The sequence below is a fragment of the Psychroflexus sp. MES1-P1E genome (genome assembly GCF_002836055.1).
In the GTDB taxonomy this organism is placed as follows: domain Bacteria; phylum Bacteroidota; class Bacteroidia; order Flavobacteriales; family Flavobacteriaceae; genus Psychroflexus.
The window spans coordinates 1-16,666 of the sequence record NZ_PJBS01000326.1; the positions used below are offsets into that span (position 1 = coordinate 1).

General features: G+C 36.5%; 16 protein-coding genes and 2 tRNA genes. 11 read left to right on the forward strand and 7 right to left on the reverse strand.

From position 1 onward, the window contains the following. Positions 1-218 precede the first annotated feature (218 nt). From CXF67_RS14330 to CXF67_RS14360, 7 genes are all read right to left on the reverse strand, one after another. Positions 219-2,594, reverse strand: coding sequence for a TonB-dependent receptor (locus tag CXF67_RS14330; RefSeq protein ID WP_102089370.1), 2,376 nt, complete (start codon positions 2,592-2,594; stop codon positions 219-221). 666 nt (positions 2,595-3,260) lie between these two features. Continuing rightward, a complete protein-coding gene (gene arfB / locus CXF67_RS14335) occupies positions 3,261-3,665 on the reverse strand; it encodes an alternative ribosome rescue aminoacyl-tRNA hydrolase ArfB (protein ID WP_102089371.1) in 405 nt (134 codons plus the stop codon). Continuing rightward, positions 3,658-5,202, reverse strand: a complete 1,545-nt coding sequence (locus CXF67_RS14340) for a DUF4301 family protein (RefSeq protein WP_102089372.1) — start codon at positions 5,200-5,202, stop codon at positions 3,658-3,660. The genes arfB and CXF67_RS14340 overlap by 8 nt, the downstream gene beginning before the upstream one ends. Before the next feature lie 9 nt (positions 5,203-5,211). Further along, the gene (locus CXF67_RS14345; RefSeq protein ID WP_102089373.1) at positions 5,212-5,766 is read right to left on the reverse strand and encodes an AAA family ATPase; all 555 of its coding nucleotides are present in this window, start codon (positions 5,764-5,766) and stop codon (positions 5,212-5,214) included. Beyond that, positions 5,721-6,359 (reverse strand): nicotinamide riboside transporter PnuC, encoded by a 639-nt coding sequence (pnuC, locus tag CXF67_RS14350; RefSeq protein ID WP_102089384.1) that lies wholly within the window; start codon positions 6,357-6,359, stop codon positions 5,721-5,723. The genes CXF67_RS14345 and pnuC overlap by 46 nt, the downstream gene beginning before the upstream one ends. A 79-nt stretch (positions 6,360-6,438) precedes the next feature. After that, entirely contained in the window at positions 6,439-6,699 is a 261-nt protein-coding gene (locus tag CXF67_RS14355; protein ID WP_102089374.1) for a YkoF family thiamine/hydroxymethylpyrimidine-binding protein, read from the reverse strand. Positions 6,700-6,791: 92 nt separating this feature from the next. Further along, positions 6,792-7,934, reverse strand: a complete 1,143-nt coding sequence (locus CXF67_RS14360) for an acyl-CoA dehydrogenase family protein (RefSeq protein WP_102089375.1) — start codon at positions 7,932-7,934, stop codon at positions 6,792-6,794. A 189-nt stretch (positions 7,935-8,123) separates the two neighbouring features. On the opposite strand from CXF67_RS14360, the gene CXF67_RS14365 reads away from it, so the two are divergent. The 11 genes from CXF67_RS14365 (at position 8,124) to CXF67_RS14415 (ending at position 16,585) form a co-directional block, all read left to right on the forward strand. Beyond that, positions 8,124-9,179, forward strand: coding sequence for an anhydro-N-acetylmuramic acid kinase (locus CXF67_RS14365; protein WP_102089376.1), 1,056 nt, complete (start codon positions 8,124-8,126; stop codon positions 9,177-9,179). A 93-nt stretch (positions 9,180-9,272) separates the two neighbouring features. Then, complete coding sequence (locus CXF67_RS14370; protein WP_102089377.1) at positions 9,273-10,499, forward strand: Glu/Leu/Phe/Val dehydrogenase dimerization domain-containing protein; 1,227 nt, start codon at positions 9,273-9,275, stop codon at positions 10,497-10,499. A 76-nt stretch (positions 10,500-10,575) separates the two neighbouring features. Further along, a complete protein-coding gene (locus CXF67_RS14375; RefSeq protein ID WP_102089378.1) occupies positions 10,576-11,265 on the forward strand; it encodes a MotA/TolQ/ExbB proton channel family protein in 690 nt (229 codons plus the stop codon). A 2-nt stretch (positions 11,266-11,267) separates the two neighbouring features. Next, positions 11,268-11,660 carry an ExbD/TolR family protein gene (locus CXF67_RS14380; protein ID WP_015023803.1) on the forward strand — a complete coding sequence of 131 codons (393 nt, stop codon included), beginning with the start codon at positions 11,268-11,270 and terminating at the stop codon, positions 11,658-11,660. 3 nt (positions 11,661-11,663) lie between these two features. Then, positions 11,664-12,548 (forward strand): energy transducer TonB, encoded by an 885-nt coding sequence (locus CXF67_RS14385; RefSeq protein WP_102089379.1) that lies wholly within the window; start codon positions 11,664-11,666, stop codon positions 12,546-12,548. A 2-nt stretch (positions 12,549-12,550) separates the two neighbouring features. Beyond that, complete coding sequence (locus CXF67_RS14390; protein ID WP_102089380.1) at positions 12,551-13,771, forward strand: bifunctional folylpolyglutamate synthase/dihydrofolate synthase; 1,221 nt, start codon at positions 12,551-12,553, stop codon at positions 13,769-13,771. Between the two features lie 59 nt (positions 13,772-13,830). Further along, positions 13,831-13,905, forward strand: a tRNA-Val gene (locus CXF67_RS14395). 39 nt (positions 13,906-13,944) lie between these two features. After that, a tRNA-Val gene (locus CXF67_RS14400) sits at positions 13,945-14,019 on the forward strand. Positions 14,020-14,166: 147 nt separating this feature from the next. Continuing rightward, positions 14,167-15,252: a site-specific integrase gene (locus tag CXF67_RS14405; RefSeq protein WP_102089381.1), complete on the forward strand. Its 1,086-nt coding sequence runs from the start codon at positions 14,167-14,169 to the stop codon at positions 15,250-15,252. Further along, entirely contained in the window at positions 15,242-16,159 is a 918-nt protein-coding gene (locus CXF67_RS14410) for a hypothetical protein (RefSeq protein WP_102089382.1), read from the forward strand. Before CXF67_RS14405 ends, CXF67_RS14410 begins: the two co-directional genes overlap by 11 nt. 132 nt (positions 16,160-16,291) lie before the next feature. Continuing rightward, positions 16,292-16,585: a helix-turn-helix domain-containing protein gene (locus tag CXF67_RS14415; protein ID WP_102089383.1), complete on the forward strand. Its 294-nt coding sequence runs from the start codon at positions 16,292-16,294 to the stop codon at positions 16,583-16,585. The last annotated feature ends 81 nt before the right edge of the window (positions 16,586-16,666 follow it).

Below are 16,666 nucleotides of genomic sequence, written 5' to 3' on the forward strand. Positions count from 1 at the left end.
AATTACCGTAACTAAGGCTATACTAATTATTTTTAACTTCAATTAGTCAAAAAATAATTCAATTTATTTATACGACATTATAAATTTAATTTGGTATAACTACTCATTTTTAACTTTTTATCGGACAATAACAATTCATACTAGCCAGTTTGTAAATTAAAAAAGACCTCGGTATTCCGAGGTCTTTTTGGTTAGGAAAAAATGCAAATTTAAATAGATTAAAATTTAAGGGTAACGCCTGCTAAAAAATTAATGCCTGCTTGGGGGTAATAACCTGCACCTTCAAAACTCTCTGTTTGACCAGCATCATTTTGAAAATTACCAAAGAAGAAATAACCATTGGATTCGTATTCAACATTAAAAATATTATTGACTAAGCCTGTAAACACGACCGACTTAAACAAGGGAGCATTTTTCCACTCGTAAACAATGTTCAAATCGTTAGTAAAAAACCCATCTAGCAGGGAGCCTTCACTATCGATATTACCCATGTACTGTTCTCCAACATATTTAGAAATCAAGCTAATTTGAAAGATCTCACTAGGGTGAAATATCAACTGATTAGCTCCTATAATTTCTGGAGAATAGGAAATATTAGTTTCACCAAGGTTTTGAACTTCACCCCCTAAATTCGCTCTGAAATCAATATTTTTATTTCGACTCAGGGTTAAATTAGGTCTAAGAGAAAATAATCTCGACACTTTTATATCAGCATCAATTTCTAAGCCTAATCGGTAACTTTCGCCACTAGTTTCCCTTACAGGTGCACCCACATCGTCCAATGCGCCAGTCAAAACCATTTGGTCTTGGTAATACATATAGTATAAATTAGTATTGATTGAAGACCTTCCTAAATCGATTCTCCAGCCCAATTCAAAATCATCGAGGATTTCTGGGTTGGTGATGCCGTTTTCAAAATCACTTCTCCTTGGTTCTCTTTGTGCTTTACCATAAGAGGCATAGAGTTGTTGATCTTCATTAACTTGAAAGGTAGCTCCTGCTTTAGGGTTAAAAAAATTAAAGTTCTCATCCACCAAAAGATTAATCTTATCTGATGTTAACCCCCTGGTCTTATAGTTCACAAATCTTCCTTGTAGATCACCGAAAAAACTCAATTGATCATTCAGTCTCCATGTGGCTTTTGTAAAGGCTGTAAATTCTTGTTTGGTTCCAGTCCCAAAATAATAGTCATCTCGGATTTCTGAATTCCCAGCGAACCTAGACCAAATCACTTCTCCAAAGTGATCATTGGTATAATGGCTATAAAATAATCCAGATGTAAAATCAAGTTGGTTGTCTGTATAATTTATCGTGGCGTTTACCACATAATAATCGTTATCCAACCAACGTCTGCGAATCAAATCTGAATTTTCTATGGTTTCCCCACCTATTTGCAGTGGCTCAATCTCATGAAAAGCTAAATCTGCATTTTCCTTGTACTGTTCATAATAGCCTCGACCATAGGTGTAGTTTAAACCAAGGTTACTCGTCCAATTTTTATTTAATTTCTGATTCCAGTGCAATTGATAATGGTCTTGCTTATAATTATCCACTTCATTATCGTAAAACTGCTTATTTCCATCTTCATCAGTATAACTTCCCGAAGGATTGAAAGTTCTATCAGTTTCCAAGGTTTCCTTGTCTATACCATACCAAGCTTGGTAAGTAATATTATTACCTCCAAAGGCAAGAGCCTTGACATAGGTCCCACCATCTTTAAAAGTCCCTTGTAAGAAGTAAGACTTTAGATCAGAGGATGCTCTATCCACATAACCGTCCGATTTAATTTGAGACAAACGACCAGAGAATGTAAACTTGTCTTCCAAAAGTCCCGTTCCAAATTCAACACTGTGTCTTCTGGTATTGAACGATCCAATTGAATTGCTAATCTCTGCACTTGCTTCGTCATCCTTTGCTTCTGTAAGGATATTAAGACTGGCTCCAAAAGCTCCAGAACCGTTGGTAGAAGTTCCTACACCTCTTTGCAATTGAATGTTTTCTGTAGAAGAAGCAAAATCAGGTAAGTTAACCCAAAAAGCACCTTGACTTTCTTGGTCGTTAAAAGGAATTCCGTTTAGAGTGACGTTTACTCTAGACGCGTCACTTCCCCTTACTCTTATAGACGTATAGCCTATGCCATTACCTGCATCGGTAGTAGAAACCACAGAGGGAAGTACATTAAGTAAAACGGGAATGTCTTGTCCAAGATTTCGGCTCTCAATATCTTTTTTGGTAAAATTGGAGTGAGTGATGGGCGAGTCCGCCTCTACTCTAAAGGCTTTTACTAAAACCTCATCAAGAAACTCCTCGGCTTTTGCCATATCCATGTCCAAGCTTTGGTTAGACATCAATTGTAGCTTAACCTCTTGGCGATTCCCATGAGCGAATACTATGGTATAGTTGCCTTTTTCTAAACTTAATTGATACTTACCATTTTCATCGGTGACAGTGCCATAATATTTGTATTTAGTATAGACACTTACATCTTTAAGCGGTTTGCCGTTTTCAGTAACTCGTCCCTCTACAGTGTAGTTTTGTGAGAAGGATTGCCAACCCCAGAGGGTAAGGCATAGTAGAAATAATTTGGTTTTCATTCGTAAAATGATTCACGAATAAAAGGGGCAGTTATTCAAAATTAAACATTAAAAAACCCGATGACCACTCTGGCATCAGGAGTACTAAACAATGTATGACAATTATAGTTGTCATTTTCCCTTGGCAACATTACTTGCCCAGGTTCATTGGGTATGATCTCAGTCTTGCTAGTGCAAAACACCCCTTTGAGATAAGGTGCAAATTTATAGAAATGATTTCGAATTGACTTCAAAAAATAATCCTTATTTTAAGGATTTAATTTCTAACTTAATATTTCATTTTAGGGCTAGTAAAGACTAGATTTTAAGAGTTATTGGTTGGTTTTCAAATAAAAAATTATAGGTGTTAGTCATCTAGAAATGGGCTATAAAACAATAGCCTTCTATAATTTTAAATAATTTTCCACATTTTTGAGAGTGAGTATCCCCTTTTTTTTGTGACTGTATTTGCTTTAATATTTTTAATGTTAAGTCAGTTAAAAGTGAGAATACGGAGAAAAATTTAGAGAGATCTTAAAAAATAATTCAATTTATTTATGCGACATTATAAATTTAATTTGGCCTTACAAAAGATTCAAAAAAATGATCCAAATATAACTATTCGTGAAAAAATGCGAATCAGAGCTTTGTATGGAAACATCAACGCAAGCTGAAATTTAGCTTAGGTTATAGCTCTGGCTTTTGGCGATTGACTTTCTTTTCTGAATGTTTTTTCTTTTTCTGAAGGCGTTTAAGTTTGGCAGATCGCGAAGGCTTTGTTTTAATGCGTTTTTTTTTCTTCTGAAGAGCTCTCTTTACTAAATCCTCAAAATTTAAAATTGCTATTTTCTTATTTTGATGTTGGCTTCGGGTTTTAGAAACGTTGAATTTAAGGACCCCTTCAGAATTGATTTTAGAAGCAAGGCGTTGTTGCAATTGTTCTTTTTGTGAAGCTGAAAAGACACCGGACTTCTGAAGATCCCAAATTAAAATTACTTTGGTTTCTGTCTTGTTGACATGTTGACCTCCGGGCCCACCGCTTAAAGCAAACTGAAATTCTAATTCTCTAAGCAACGCCTCTTTGTTAAACATTTTTTTCGGGTTGGTGCCCAGGTTTAAGCAAATCTAAAACTGTTTTTACAGGATTAAATATATGAGTAGGAACTTCTACAAATACAGTATTCCAAAAAGCCATACCACCATTCCATAAACCTGGTAATTCCAATCCTTTTATGGACTTGCCACCCACAAATTTATTTGCAACAAAGCCCTTATTTGTATCGACGAAATCCACCAAATTAAAGGGTTTACCTCTATAATTTTTCAAACTACAAACAATATCTACAGGGTTAAAATGGGTAGAGGCTTCCATTTTTTCTTTTTGGTCAGGTTGAGATAAATCTATTTGCGATTTTTCTACAATTTGGAGAGAAACACTGTTATCTTCATTTTTTATCCAAAACGGCCCACCTCCAGGTGCTCCTTCATTTATCACCATTCCACACACTCGTATAGGTCTGTTGAGATAATAAAAAACGTCTTCTTTAGTTTGGAGGTCAATATGGACATTTAACTGATCTCTTAAGAAAGCTTTTGCTTCTTTCACTATAGTTTCAACACAGGCTTCTTTTTCTAAGGCTCTCAAATAGCCAAAAGCTTTGTCCTGAAGCTGAATGAGTTTCCCAGCAAGAATAGATTTGTATTTATGTGTAGGTTTGCTTTTTTCATCCTTAGAGTCTTGATGAGCAACATTATCTATATTTTTGATAAACACGAGATCTCCTTCTAATGCATTCAAATTCTGGATTAAAGCTCCATGCCCCGCAGGTCTAAATAAAATTTGACCCTCATCATCTCTGCAAAGATCCCCGTTAGTATCTAAACAAACAGTATCTGTAGAAGGATGTTGGAAAGAAAACTCTACGTTGAAGCAAACTCCCGTTGCGTCTTCTATTTTGTGTTTGACCTCTTTAAGTTTTTCTTGAAATTTATCCAAATGATCTTTAGAAATGGTAAAATGCACTCTTGCTTCTTTATCCTTCACAACATACCTAGCCGCTTCAAAGAGATGCTCCTGAAAAGCGGTTAGCTTTTCTTCAGCATATTTATGAAATGGAATAAGACCTTTTGGCAAGTCTGCCATCTGAAAACCTTCAGAAGCCAGTATTTGTTTTGTAAACATCAACGCTTTATCCCCTTGGGATAGGGTATCAAAATCAACACATTTTCCATTTAAGGCAAATTTTAAATCATCATAAAATGGAAGGTTTTCCATAGTGCTGAAGAAACCAAACAGATCTTTATAATCGTCTTGGTGAAGAAAAATTTCAAAGTCCATCTGTGATGTCGGATAGTCCTCCATAAACTGATGGAGCGATCTGAACATCCTTGATGCTGCTCCACTAGCAGGCACAAATTTGATAGCCTCTACCTCAGAATTTTGGTAATTTTCGATCAAAGTCTCTTCTTCTTCAGGGGAAAAAGTGATGATCCCATCATTAAGAGTTGCCGGTTTTACGACTTCTAAGCTGGGGAATCCTTTTTTTAAATAGTCTATATCTTTTTCTATCTTATCTATAGAGAGTTCATGGTTTTCGATGTGAGAAATGTCTCTAGGATGAATCTTCATAATTAATGTTTAAAGCGTTTTAATAATAGATGCGGCTTGGTATAAACGTTGCTTCAAATCTCCTTTTAAAATAGTATAAGGTAGATTTCTTTGAATCAACTCTTGTTCAAATATAGTAAACATGGACTTTCTCTGGTGAGGTTTATCGCGTAAATCATCCTCTACCCAAGGAGTGTCTATATAAGTTAAGAAGTAATGAGCATAATGACACTCTTCTGCACATTGCTCTAAAATCTTATCCTGAAAGTTTTTGTAGTAGGCTTTGGCATAGACTAAAGTTTGCAAAACATTGGTATCACAGAACACGTATTGCTTTGCACTTCTAGCTTTAAAATTTTCAGATTGTAGTTGACCTTTAGCAATAGGGATAAGGTCTTCAGGTTCACAAATCTCTGCAGAAGTATTGTATTTGTCCTGTAAATAATCCCTTGCAAATTCTGGTACCCACTTCGTATTATACTCTAGGGCTAGAGCCCTAGCAAGCGAAGTTTTGCCTGTAGATTCTGGTCCATAAAGGACTATTTTAATAAGTTCGTCTTTGGCTTGTCTAAGTTTTTTCTCCATGCTATAAATCCATAAACGGCAATAATAGTAAAAAGTATGTATTGAAAGGACGTAAAAGTAAGACCTTTGTAATAATATAATGGAATTGAGATAAGATCTCCTATGATCCAATAGATCCAATTCTCCACTCTTTTTTTGGCCATTAACCACATTCCTACAAAAAATATTCCTGTGGTGATCACATCCACATAGGTTACCCAACCGTCCCATTTGTCGAATACTTCATAAACGATAGAGACGAAAACGGCAGTTGCTAAAAATATAAAAATAGATTGCTGGTTTTCTCGTCGTGTTGCCTGTTTAATAGGAATGTAATGAGAATCATCTACCTTTTGAGTCCACCTATGCCAGCCATAAATACTCATGAGGAAGTAGTAGGCGTTTATCATCATATCACCGAGTAAATTATACTGATAAAGAATGTACACAAAGATAAGTGTACTTACAATGCCTGTGGGGAATACGAGAATATTATCCTTTTTTGAAAACAAAACACTTAGAAGCCCAAAAACAATAGCGATAATTTCAAGGACCAAAAAGTGTGTTGGCGTGTCTTGATATTCTGAAAATAACCATTCTAAAAATAGATCCACATTCAAATTTTAAACTATGAAATCACAAATTTAAGGTTATTATTAAAATAAGTATGAGAAGCCATACATTCAATTTAATTCAGAAATGAGGCGTATAGTCACTTCTATCAGACTTTACTAGTTTCATATATAACACCCCTCGATCCATGGCTTCAAAAGCGGTCTTCACCTCTTTCTGAAGAACATCCATCACTTTATCATACTCTCCATAGACTTGAGTACTCAGCGGATTTTCTAACACAGTTAAGCCTGAAGCTCGCAACGCTTTTATTAAGTTTATAATGACAGGCTCAAAATCATCTTGGATGGGCGTAAGGGTTAATTCTACAGATATTTTCATAGCTCCTATTTGATGCGCAAGTTTACTACTATTTAAAATAAAAAAAGGTCAACATCGCTGTTGACCTCTAAAATACGTTCTCAGATTTTAGGTTAATCTGCCAAGATACTTCTGGAAATTACAATTTTTTGTATTTCTGAAGTGCCTTCATAAATTTGTGTGATTTTGGCATCTCTCATCATGCGTTCAACGTGGTATTCTCTTACATACCCATTTCCTCCATGGACTTGAACGGCTTCTATAGTCACATCCATGGCCACTTGCGAAGCGTAAAGTTTTGCCATAGCGCCAGAAAGATCGTAATTAAGACCATTGTCCTTATCCCAAGCTGCTTTCATCACCATATGGCGGGCTGCTTCAATACTAGTATGCATATCTGCAAGTTTGAAAGCGATAGCCTGATGGTTCATGATTTCAGTTCCAAAAGCTTTTCTTATTTTAGAATAGCTTTTAGCTAGTTCATAAGCTCCAGCAGCAATACCAAGAGCTTGAGCTGCAATACCAATTCTGCCACCGGCTAGGGTTTTCATAGCGAATTTGAAACCAAATCCATCTTCTCCTATTCTATTTTCTTTAGGGACTTTCACATCGTTGAAAGTCAAAGAGTGCGTATCGCTTCCACGAATACCCATTTTCCGCTCTTTAGGTCCAACAACAAAGCCTTCCATGTTTTTCTCCATGATAAAAGCATTTATACCTCTGTGTTTTTTGTCTTTATCGGTATGGGCAATCACAAGGTAAACCTCTGCAGAATTACCATTGGTGATCCAGTTTTTAGTCCCGTTGATCACATAGTGGTCCCCCATATCGATAGCTGTAGTTTTTTGAGACGTGGCATCACTGCCCGCTTCAGGCTCACTTAAGCAGAAAGCACCTATTTTCTCACCAGTAGTCAACTTAGAAAGGTATTTTTTCTTTTGTTCTTCTGTACCATACGTATCTAAACCCCAGCATACCAAAGAATTATTCACCGAAACGACAACCGATGCAGAAGCATCTATTTTGGAAAGTTCTTCCATCGCTAAGACATAAGAAACGGTATCCATTCCTCCACCACCATAATCTGGTGAAGCCATCATGCCCATAAATCCAAGCTCACCAAGTTTTTTAATTTGCTCCTTTGGAAATTCTTCATTTTCGTCACGTTCTATAACTCCAGGCTTCAATTCATTGTTAGCAAAATCTCGCGCTGCCTGGCGAATCATCTCATGCTCTTCTGTTAATTTAAAATCCATACAGTAACTGTTTCAGTTTTATTAAAATTCTATTACAAATATAGGATTTAACCGCATATTTTTCAATATAACCGATCAAAATTTAAGATTTGTGTAAAATATATAAGCTTAGAGTCCCTTTCAAGTTTTTCATCTGAAACTCAGTTTCTTTGTCTGTTTTATCCTAATTTTGATGTCAATTCTACTGGTATGAAAAGCTATTCTGTTATCGGAGTAATGTCCGGTACTTCACTTGATGGTGTGGATCTTGCACATTGTCAATTCTCTTTTGAAAACAATACGTGGACTTTTAAAATTAAGGCGGCTATTACTTATCCTTATTCCTCATTTTGGGGAGAAAAGTTGCAAACGGCCCACCAGCAATCTATGGAGAGTCTAAAATTGTTGGATAAAGATTATACCATCCTACTTGCAGATTACATCGGTCGATTCTTAAGAGAACATGAGTTACCTCCCATCGATTTTATAGCTTCTCACGGACATACTGTTTTACATCAACCTGAACGCAGGCTCACCTATCAAATTGGTAATCTACCAGAACTAGCGAAGCTAACAGGTCATAAAGTTATTTGCGATTTTAGAGTTGAAGATGTGGCTTTAGGAGGTCAAGGAGCCCCATTAGTCCCCCTAGGCGATCGACTGTTATTCGGAGATTACGAGGCCTGCATCAATTTAGGAGGTTTTGCAAATATTTCTTTTGAAAGAGACAAGAATCGCATTGCTTACGACATCTGCCCTGTGAATAAAGTCTTGAATCCCTATGCTATTAGTTTAGGGGTTGAATTTGACGAAGGAGGTCAAATCGCCAAGGCTTCAACTCCGAATAAAAACCTTCTTTTAAAGCTCGATTCACTCAAGTATTATTCCGAGACGCCCCCGAAATCTTTAGGCATCGAATGGTTGGAAGCTTATTTTTTTCCGCTTTTAGAATCATCTGGATTATCTTCAGAAGAAATTATTGCCACCTGTACACATCACTTCGCCAAAAAGATTGCAGACTCCTTACACAATAGCTCCCGAGTACTTTTTACGGGCGGTGGTGCTTTAAATTCCTATGTATTAGAACTCATTGTCTCGCAAACTCAAGCTCAGATAATTCTCCCAGATGCTAAAGTTATTCATTATAAAGAAGCTCTCATTTTTGCTTTATTGGGGGTCTTAAGAAACCGTGAGGAAACCAATGTATTAGCCTCCGTAACGGGCTCTTCGAAAGACCATTCTGCAGGATTTATCTACCTGCCTTAATATAGAATTAGGAATTTTTAAACCTTTTTCTAAACAGAGCTTTTACGAATCTCTATATTTGTTCCCAAAGAATTATAATTTGAATTGTTTCCTATGAAAGAATTACTGACTAAATATGAAGATAAAGCTCCAGAAATTGTTTTCCACTGGAGAGATTCAGAAACTGAAGCTGAAGGCTGGACGGTTATCAACTCGTTAAGAGGAGGAGCTGCTGGTGGAGGGACGCGGATGCGTGAAGGCTTAAATGAAAATGAAGTCTTATCTCTAGCTAAAACCATGGAAATAAAATTTACGGTTTCAGGCCCAGACATTGGTGGAGCCAAATCGGGAATTAATTTTGATCCCAAAGACCCCAGAAAACAGGGAGTTTTAGAACGCTGGTACAAAGCAGTTTCACCATTATTAAAGAGCTATTACGGCACAGGCGGTGACTTGAATGTTGATGAAATTCACGAAGTAATTCCAATCACGGAGAGCTGTGGCGTTTGGCATCCACAGGAAGGTGTTTTTAATGGACATTTTCACCCTACCGAAGCTGATAAGATTAATAGGATTGGGCAATTACGTCACGGGGTCATTAAGGTGATCGAAAATACCGATTATAGCCCAGATGTATCCCGTAAATATACCATCGCAGATATGTGTACAGGTTTTGGAGTTGCAGAGTCGGTGAAGCATTATTACGATATTTATGGAGGGGATGTCAAAGGGAAAACAGCCATTATCCAAGGCTTTGGGAATGTAGGTTCAGCAGCTGCTTTCTATTTGTCTAAAATGGGAGCTAAAATCATTGGGATTCTAGATAGAGATGGAGGCCTTATCAACAAAGATGGATATAGCTATGAGCAGATCAAAGAGTTGTTTCTAGCTAAAGAAGGAAATACATTACAGAGCAAAGATCTTATTCCTTTTAAAGAGGCTAATAAAGCCTTTTGGTCGCTTGGCGCCGATATTTTCGCCCCTTGTGCTGCTTCACGATTGGTACAAAAAGACCAAATCGATAGCTTGGTAGAGCATGGCTTGGAAGTTATTTCATGTGGAGCAAATGTGCCTTTCGCCGATAAGGAAATCTTCTTTGGCCCTATTATGGAATATGCCGACCAGAAAGCGAGTGTTATTCCAGATTTTATCGCCAATTGTGGAATGGCTCGTGTCTTTGCTTACTTTATGGAACGCAAAGTGTTAATGACCGACGAAGCTCTTTTTGATGATATTTCTATCACACTTAAAAATGCTATTCAACGCACTTTTGAACAAAGTAATGATAAAAAATACATCAGCAGTCATGCTTTTGAAATTGCCTTAAAACAATTGATTTAAGCTTATAAATTGTTTTTGAGTGATAAAATTTATTGTTTATTTTTGCGTTATCTATATCATTAACACCCTATAGCCCATGCTTATAACATTTGCTCAACAAACCACTGATGTTGCAGAGGAACTTGTAGAAGAGAAAACCTTATCCATCATCGATTTAATCTTTAGTGGAGGTCCTGGAGGAACTATTATTATATTGATTTTGGCGGTTCTTTTGTTTTTTGCTATTTATATTTATTTTGAACGCATTTTTGCAATCAACGCAGCGTCGAAGACCGATAAGAATTTCATGAATCAAATAAAAGATAGCGTGACTTCTGGCAATATTGAATCCGCCAAAATGCGTTGTGCCCAAGAAAATTCTCCAGTGGCCAGACTTACTGAAAAAGGCATTTCTAGAATAGGATCTCCGTTGGAAGACATCAACACCGCAATTGAAAATGCAGGCCGACTAGAAGTTTATAAGTTAGAGAAAAACGTAAGTGTACTCGCTACAATAGCAGGAGCAGCACCAATGATTGGTTTTTTAGGAACTGTGATTGGGATGGTTTTAGCGTTTCATGAATTGGCGACTAGCAGCGGACAAGCGCAGATGGGTTCTCTTGCGGAGGGTATCTATACTGCAATGACAACGACTGTCGCAGGTCTTATCGTAGGGATTATTGCCTATATCGCCTATAATCACGTGGTGGTAAGAACAGATAAGGTCATACACCAAATGGAAGCTACTGCAGTCGATTTCTTAGATTTATTGAACGAACCTAGTTAATTATGAATTTACGAGGTAGAAATAAAGTGAGTGCCACCTTTAGTATGTCTTCTATGACGGACATTGTTTTTTTGCTACTCATTTTTTTTATGTTAACATCACCGGTAATTACACCAGAAGCCCTAGACTTGATTTTACCGAAGGCCAAAGGTAAAACTACGTCTCAACAAAATGTGGCGGTAAGCATTACCAAAGAGTTGGACTTCTACATCAATGATGAGAAAATAAATTCCAACAGAATAGAGAGTGCCCTAAAATTAAAATTAAATGGCATTGAAGAGCCTACGATTATTCTGAGAGCTGAAGAAGGAGTTCCAATAGAAAAAGCTGTGCTCATTATGGACATCGCCAACAGAAACCGTTTTAAAATAGTTTTGGCGGTTAAACCCAATTAAGCTGTGAGCATATTCAAAACAAAACATGAGAAAAAATCATTCCTTATTACGACAGGACTCTATCTCCTGTTTATTTTATTGATGTTTTTCTTTGGTTTACACTATCTTGATCCACCAGAGGAACGGGGAATCGCAGTGAATTTTGGAACTACAGATTTTGGTTCAGGAGAAGTTCAGCCGACTGAACCTATCGAGACTTCCCCTCAAAAAAAAGCTACTCCACCTCCTCAAGAGGTTGAAGAGCCGAGCACTACAGAAGACATCAAAGAAGAAGTCATCACTCAAGAAACTGAAGAAGCCCCCGTCATTGAGAAAAGTGAAAAGGTGGTGAAGGAGACTGAAAAGCAACCGGAAAAACCTAAAGAAAAAGTACAGCAAAAGGTTGAAAAGACTCCACCTGAACCTACCCCAGAACCTGATCCCGAGCCTGTTCCTGAACAGAAGCCAGAGAAATCTGTTACAGAGGCTATGGAAAGCCTTATGAATGGCCCTAAAAACGGTGGTAAGGCTGAAGGTGGTGAAGGAGATGACAACCAAGTGGGGGACAAGGGGGATCCTGATGGAGACCCTAATGCCAACAATTATTATGGTACAGGAAAAGGTCTCGACGGAGATGGCAATTACCGCCTTGGAGGTCGCAAGGCCCTAAGCAAGCGAAAGTTTGTACAGAAATGCGACGAATCTGGGGAAGTGGTTGTAAGAATTGAAGTGAACCGAAATGGTGATGTTGTAAAAGCAACAGCTGGTGTAAAAGGAACTACCAATAGCACTTCCTGTCTCTTGGATCCTGCAAGGCGAGCAGCTTTAGCTACCAAATTTAACGGTGATGCCAAAGCACCTACCACCCAAATTGGTTTTATTACTTACGTCTTTAAATTATCTGAATAGATATGGATTACACGGAAACGCTAACATGGATGTTTGAGAAACTTCCGATGTATCAGCGATTAGGAAAAACAGCCTTCAAAAAAGATTTAACAAACACCTTAGAGTTATCAAAAGAACTGGGTTTTCCAGAACAACAGTTTAAAAGTATCCACGTAGGGGGCACTAATGGAAAGGGTTCTGTGAGCCACATGCTTGCCTCTATTTTACAAACTTCTGGCTATAAAGTAGGTCTATATACCTCTCCACATCTTAAAGATTTTCGGGAACGCATCAAGATTAATGGTCAGGAGATCCCTGAGCAAGATGTCATTGATTTTATTGGTCATCACAAGATATTTCTAGAAACCCAGCAGCTTTCCTTTTTCGAAATGACGGTAGGTATGGCCTTCGACTATTTTGCAAAACAACAGGTAGACATCGCTATTATTGAAGTGGGCCTAGGTGGTCGACTGGATTCTACCAACATCATCACTCCTCTGCTCTCTGTCATCACTAATATAGGACTAGACCATATGGCTTTTTTGGGTGATACTTTAGAAAAAATCGCTGGTGAAAAAGCAGGTATTATCAAGCAAAATATTCCTGTTGTCATTGGTGAAACAGAGCCAGAGACTAAGCCTGTTTTTCTAAACAAAGCCAAAGCAGAAATTGCTCTTATACATTTTGCAAAAGACCTAAAGACTGTACTTCCAGACTGTGATCTAAAGGGAAGCTACCAAAAAAACAATATAAGAACTGCTTTGCAAGCCATAGCGGTCTTAAATCAGATTGAGGGGTGGGCTATTAAAAAAGTAGAAATTGAAAACGGTTTGGCAAACGTCAAATCGAACACGCGTTTCCGTGGGCGATGGGAAACCCTAGGTCAGCAACCAAGGATTATTGCTGACACAGGACATAACGAAGAAGGACTGCGTTTGGTCATAAAACAGCTTTTACAGGAATCCTACGAACACCTCCACATCGTCTTAGGCGTCGTTAACGATAAGGATTTGGATAAGATATTGCCCTTATTTCCAAAAGAAGCTCTCTATTACTTTTGTAAGCCTGATGTTCCTAGAGGGATGGAGGCTGAGTATTTACAAAAAAAAGCTCAGGATTTCTTTTTGAATGGTGACGTGTTTACGAGTGTGGGAGACGCTTTTAAAACCGCTAAGCAATCTGCTAATGCTAGTGATGTTATTTTCGTTGGAGGAAGTACATTCACCGTTGCAGAAATTTTATAAAAAGTGAAATTTTTTGTTTGTGAAATCAAAATAAGGTTTATATTTGCAATCCCAATTTAGGGCGATTAGCTCAGCTGGTTCAGAGCACCTCGTTTACACCGAGGGGGTCGGGGGTTCGAACCCCTCATCGCCCACTAACCCTAGCTTAATGTTAGGGTTTTTTATTTTAAACCGGGTCATTAACTCAGTTGGTTCAGAGTGTTACCTTGACAGGGTAGAAGTCACTGGTTCGAATCCAGTATGACCCACAGAAAACAGGCTCAACAGCCTGTTTTTTAATGCCTTAACTTTCCGATTCTTTCTTTTCTTTTCATTAGATTTGTTGCTGAAGTGTTACTTTTGGGTGGTTTTTGTTACTCATTTGTTACTCGTTTTCACTCTAAAAACCAGCAAAAATGAGCGTTAAATTAAGAGAGAAGAAATTATCTAAAGGCGGAATAAGTTTTTATCTAGACATTTATAAAAATGGTAAAAGATCTTATGAGACTCTTGATATTAAGATTTACCCTAGAGATCCAACTCAACAAAAAAAGGAGAAACGAGAAATTGCTAAGCTTGCAAGAAATAATAAGGAAATCGACCTTATTTCAAATGGATATGATTATCTCCCAAGTCACAACAAAAAGATTAAGTTCTCTGACTATGCTGAAGCTTACTTAGATAATTATACTAAAAAAGATAAAGCTATGGTTGATGCTACTGTAAAGCAGTTTAAAAGCTTCTCAGACAACGTATCTCTGAAACTTCATGCAATTGATAAAAAATTACTTTTAGGCTACAAAGAATATTTAGAAACTAAAGCTGGGCTTTCTGGAGAAACTCCACATAATTATTTTGCAAGACTTAAAAAGATATTCAATGATGCCTATGAGCATAATATTATCCCTATAAATCCTGCTGTTGGAATTAAATTTTCAAAGAGATCAAAAGGCGACACTTTAAAAAAGCAAGTTCTTACCACAAGTGAACTTGAATTATTGTACAAATCTGATTGTAATTATCCAGAATTGAAAAAAGGTTTCCTTTTTGCCTGTGGCACTGGACTAGGTTTAGCTGAAATTTTAAACTTACGATGGTCTAATGTCAAAAATGGTGTATTAGATTGCAACAGAGCAAAAACTGGAAATAGAATAAATTTCAAGCTTCAAGAACACCTAATTAAAATGATTGGTAAACCAAAAGAGGGTAATGAGCTGATTTTCCATCTAGTGAACGAAAAAGGTGAACCGTTAACTAATAACGGTGCTAATTTTAGGTTAGGGTCTTGGATGAAAAAATTAGAAATTGATAAAGACATTACATTTTATTGTGCCAGGCATACTTTTGCGGTACAGCTTCTACTCCACGGTGCAAATCTTAAAGCGGTTTCTGAACTGATGGGTCATAGCGATATAAGAAGCACTATGAAATATCTTAATTATATTGGTGAATTGAAAAATAAAGCAATTGATAACCTCCCAAAAATGAATTATGAATCATAAATATTCGGATTTATTCTACGATAAGTTGAATAAACAGGTAAAGCTGATTTCGACTGATTTAAAAAATAGGTTTTTGGAACATAAGTACTTGGATAAACCATTCTATGAATTATTTAATAAAATACAAAAAGAGTTTCTATCAGAAATTAAAAGTTCTAGGAATGATACCTCTGCTGTTGAGCTTTTCAACATTTATGACAATAGATCTAACTATTACGATGCAGAAAATTTAAATTTGATAATTGATAATGAATTACAAAGTACTTACAGGGGTTCAAGTCATGCTAAAAATAAGTTCTTATCATATGAAGATTTTATAAATCATTTTGCAAAGGTAAAAGCCAAAGACTTTTGTATCAGAGAAATTAATATGAATGACATTCTTATCAAAATGATGTTTGGTATTAAAAAGTTTGATGGTTACAATCACCTAATAGTATTTGATCTTCTGAAATTTAAAGAAAATAGGGATGTATTGTACAAACTTGAAGATGAGGTTAGAAAAATAGCTTACCCTAAGGTAAAGGTATACGATTTCAGACTAAAGGATAAGTATAAAGAGTTATTTTGTGATGGTGATTTTTACACATTCATAACCAATCATTTTATTAATAATGAATTGAATCAAGATAATTTTATTAAATTTTTTGTTCACTCTAAACACGTCAAGCAAATAATACAATTTAATTGTAATACTCAAAGAGCCTGCTTCTTCTTAAAAATATTGAAAGAGAATTTCTATGATAATCTTACCAATTCCTTAATTGAAGATACTAGCATATTGTATACAAAAAAAGGTTTCCCATTAAATGACAATCAAATTAGATCTGCTATACATCGTCAAAACAAAAAGGGAAATGAAATAGACAAATCATTCGATAAATTAATATCCTACGCCAAGATTTAAAAACCGTGACGTGAAAATTTATCACCAGCGTCACGGTTTTTTTTACCACCCCTTATTATTCCCTAATCTTTGTAATCGTTAACGAAACAAGGAAAAGCTTTTCCATTTTATTAATTTTTAATTTTTTTCAAAATGGGAAAAAACAAAATCAACTATGTGCATCAATATGCGTATCATTTAAAAAAAGTCCTTTCATTCAAGGAAGGCTGCAGGTATTGTGATATTTCTGAAAGTAGTATGTATAAGCATACTTCCAACGGCACAGTAACCTATTACAAGCCACACGGGAAATTAATCTTTTTCAAAAGAGAGGATTTAGATAATTGGATGCTCCAAAATCGGCATTCTACGAGTGAAGAACTTGAAAATGAAGCGATTTCAAAAAGCTTCAAGGCAGATTGGAGAACCAAATTTAAATCTAAGTAATTATGGAAAATATAATCAAAAACCAAAACAACGACACTCAATACCTTTTAGAGGAATTGGAGAAAGCAGTGATAAGGTTAT

What these genes read in the sequence shown, in the direction of transcription:
- CXF67_RS14390 (WP_102089380.1), top strand. Translation starts at nt 12,551, where the DNA reads ATGGATTACACGGAAACGCTAACATGGATGTTTGAGAAACTTCCGATG.
- CXF67_RS14330 (WP_102089370.1), bottom strand. Translation starts at nt 2,594, where the DNA reads ATGAAAACCAAATTATTTCTACTATGCCTTACCCTCTGGGGTTGGCAA.
- CXF67_RS14365 (WP_102089376.1), top strand. Translation starts at nt 8,124, where the DNA reads ATGAAAAGCTATTCTGTTATCGGAGTAATGTCCGGTACTTCACTTGAT.
- CXF67_RS14380 (WP_015023803.1), top strand. Translation starts at nt 11,268, where the DNA reads ATGAATTTACGAGGTAGAAATAAAGTGAGTGCCACCTTTAGTATGTCT.
- CXF67_RS14345 (WP_102089373.1), bottom strand. Translation starts at nt 5,766, where the DNA reads ATGGAGAAAAAACTTAGACAAGCCAAAGACGAACTTATTAAAATAGTC.
- CXF67_RS14375 (WP_102089378.1), top strand. Translation starts at nt 10,576, where the DNA reads ATGCTTATAACATTTGCTCAACAAACCACTGATGTTGCAGAGGAACTT.
- arfB (WP_102089371.1), bottom strand. Translation starts at nt 3,665, where the DNA reads ATGTTTAACAAAGAGGCGTTGCTTAGAGAATTAGAATTTCAGTTTGCT.
- CXF67_RS14410 (WP_102089382.1), top strand. Translation starts at nt 15,242, where the DNA reads ATGAATCATAAATATTCGGATTTATTCTACGATAAGTTGAATAAACAG.
- CXF67_RS14355 (WP_102089374.1), bottom strand. Translation starts at nt 6,699, where the DNA reads ATGAAAATATCTGTAGAATTAACCCTTACGCCCATCCAAGATGATTTT.
- CXF67_RS14370 (WP_102089377.1), top strand. Translation starts at nt 9,273, where the DNA reads ATGAAAGAATTACTGACTAAATATGAAGATAAAGCTCCAGAAATTGTT.
- CXF67_RS14415 (WP_102089383.1), top strand. Translation starts at nt 16,292, where the DNA reads ATGGGAAAAAACAAAATCAACTATGTGCATCAATATGCGTATCATTTA.
- CXF67_RS14405 (WP_102089381.1), top strand. Translation starts at nt 14,167, where the DNA reads ATGAGCGTTAAATTAAGAGAGAAGAAATTATCTAAAGGCGGAATAAGT.
- CXF67_RS14340 (WP_102089372.1), bottom strand. Translation starts at nt 5,202, where the DNA reads ATGAAGATTCATCCTAGAGACATTTCTCACATCGAAAACCATGAACTC.
- CXF67_RS14360 (WP_102089375.1), bottom strand. Translation starts at nt 7,934, where the DNA reads ATGGATTTTAAATTAACAGAAGAGCATGAGATGATTCGCCAGGCAGCG.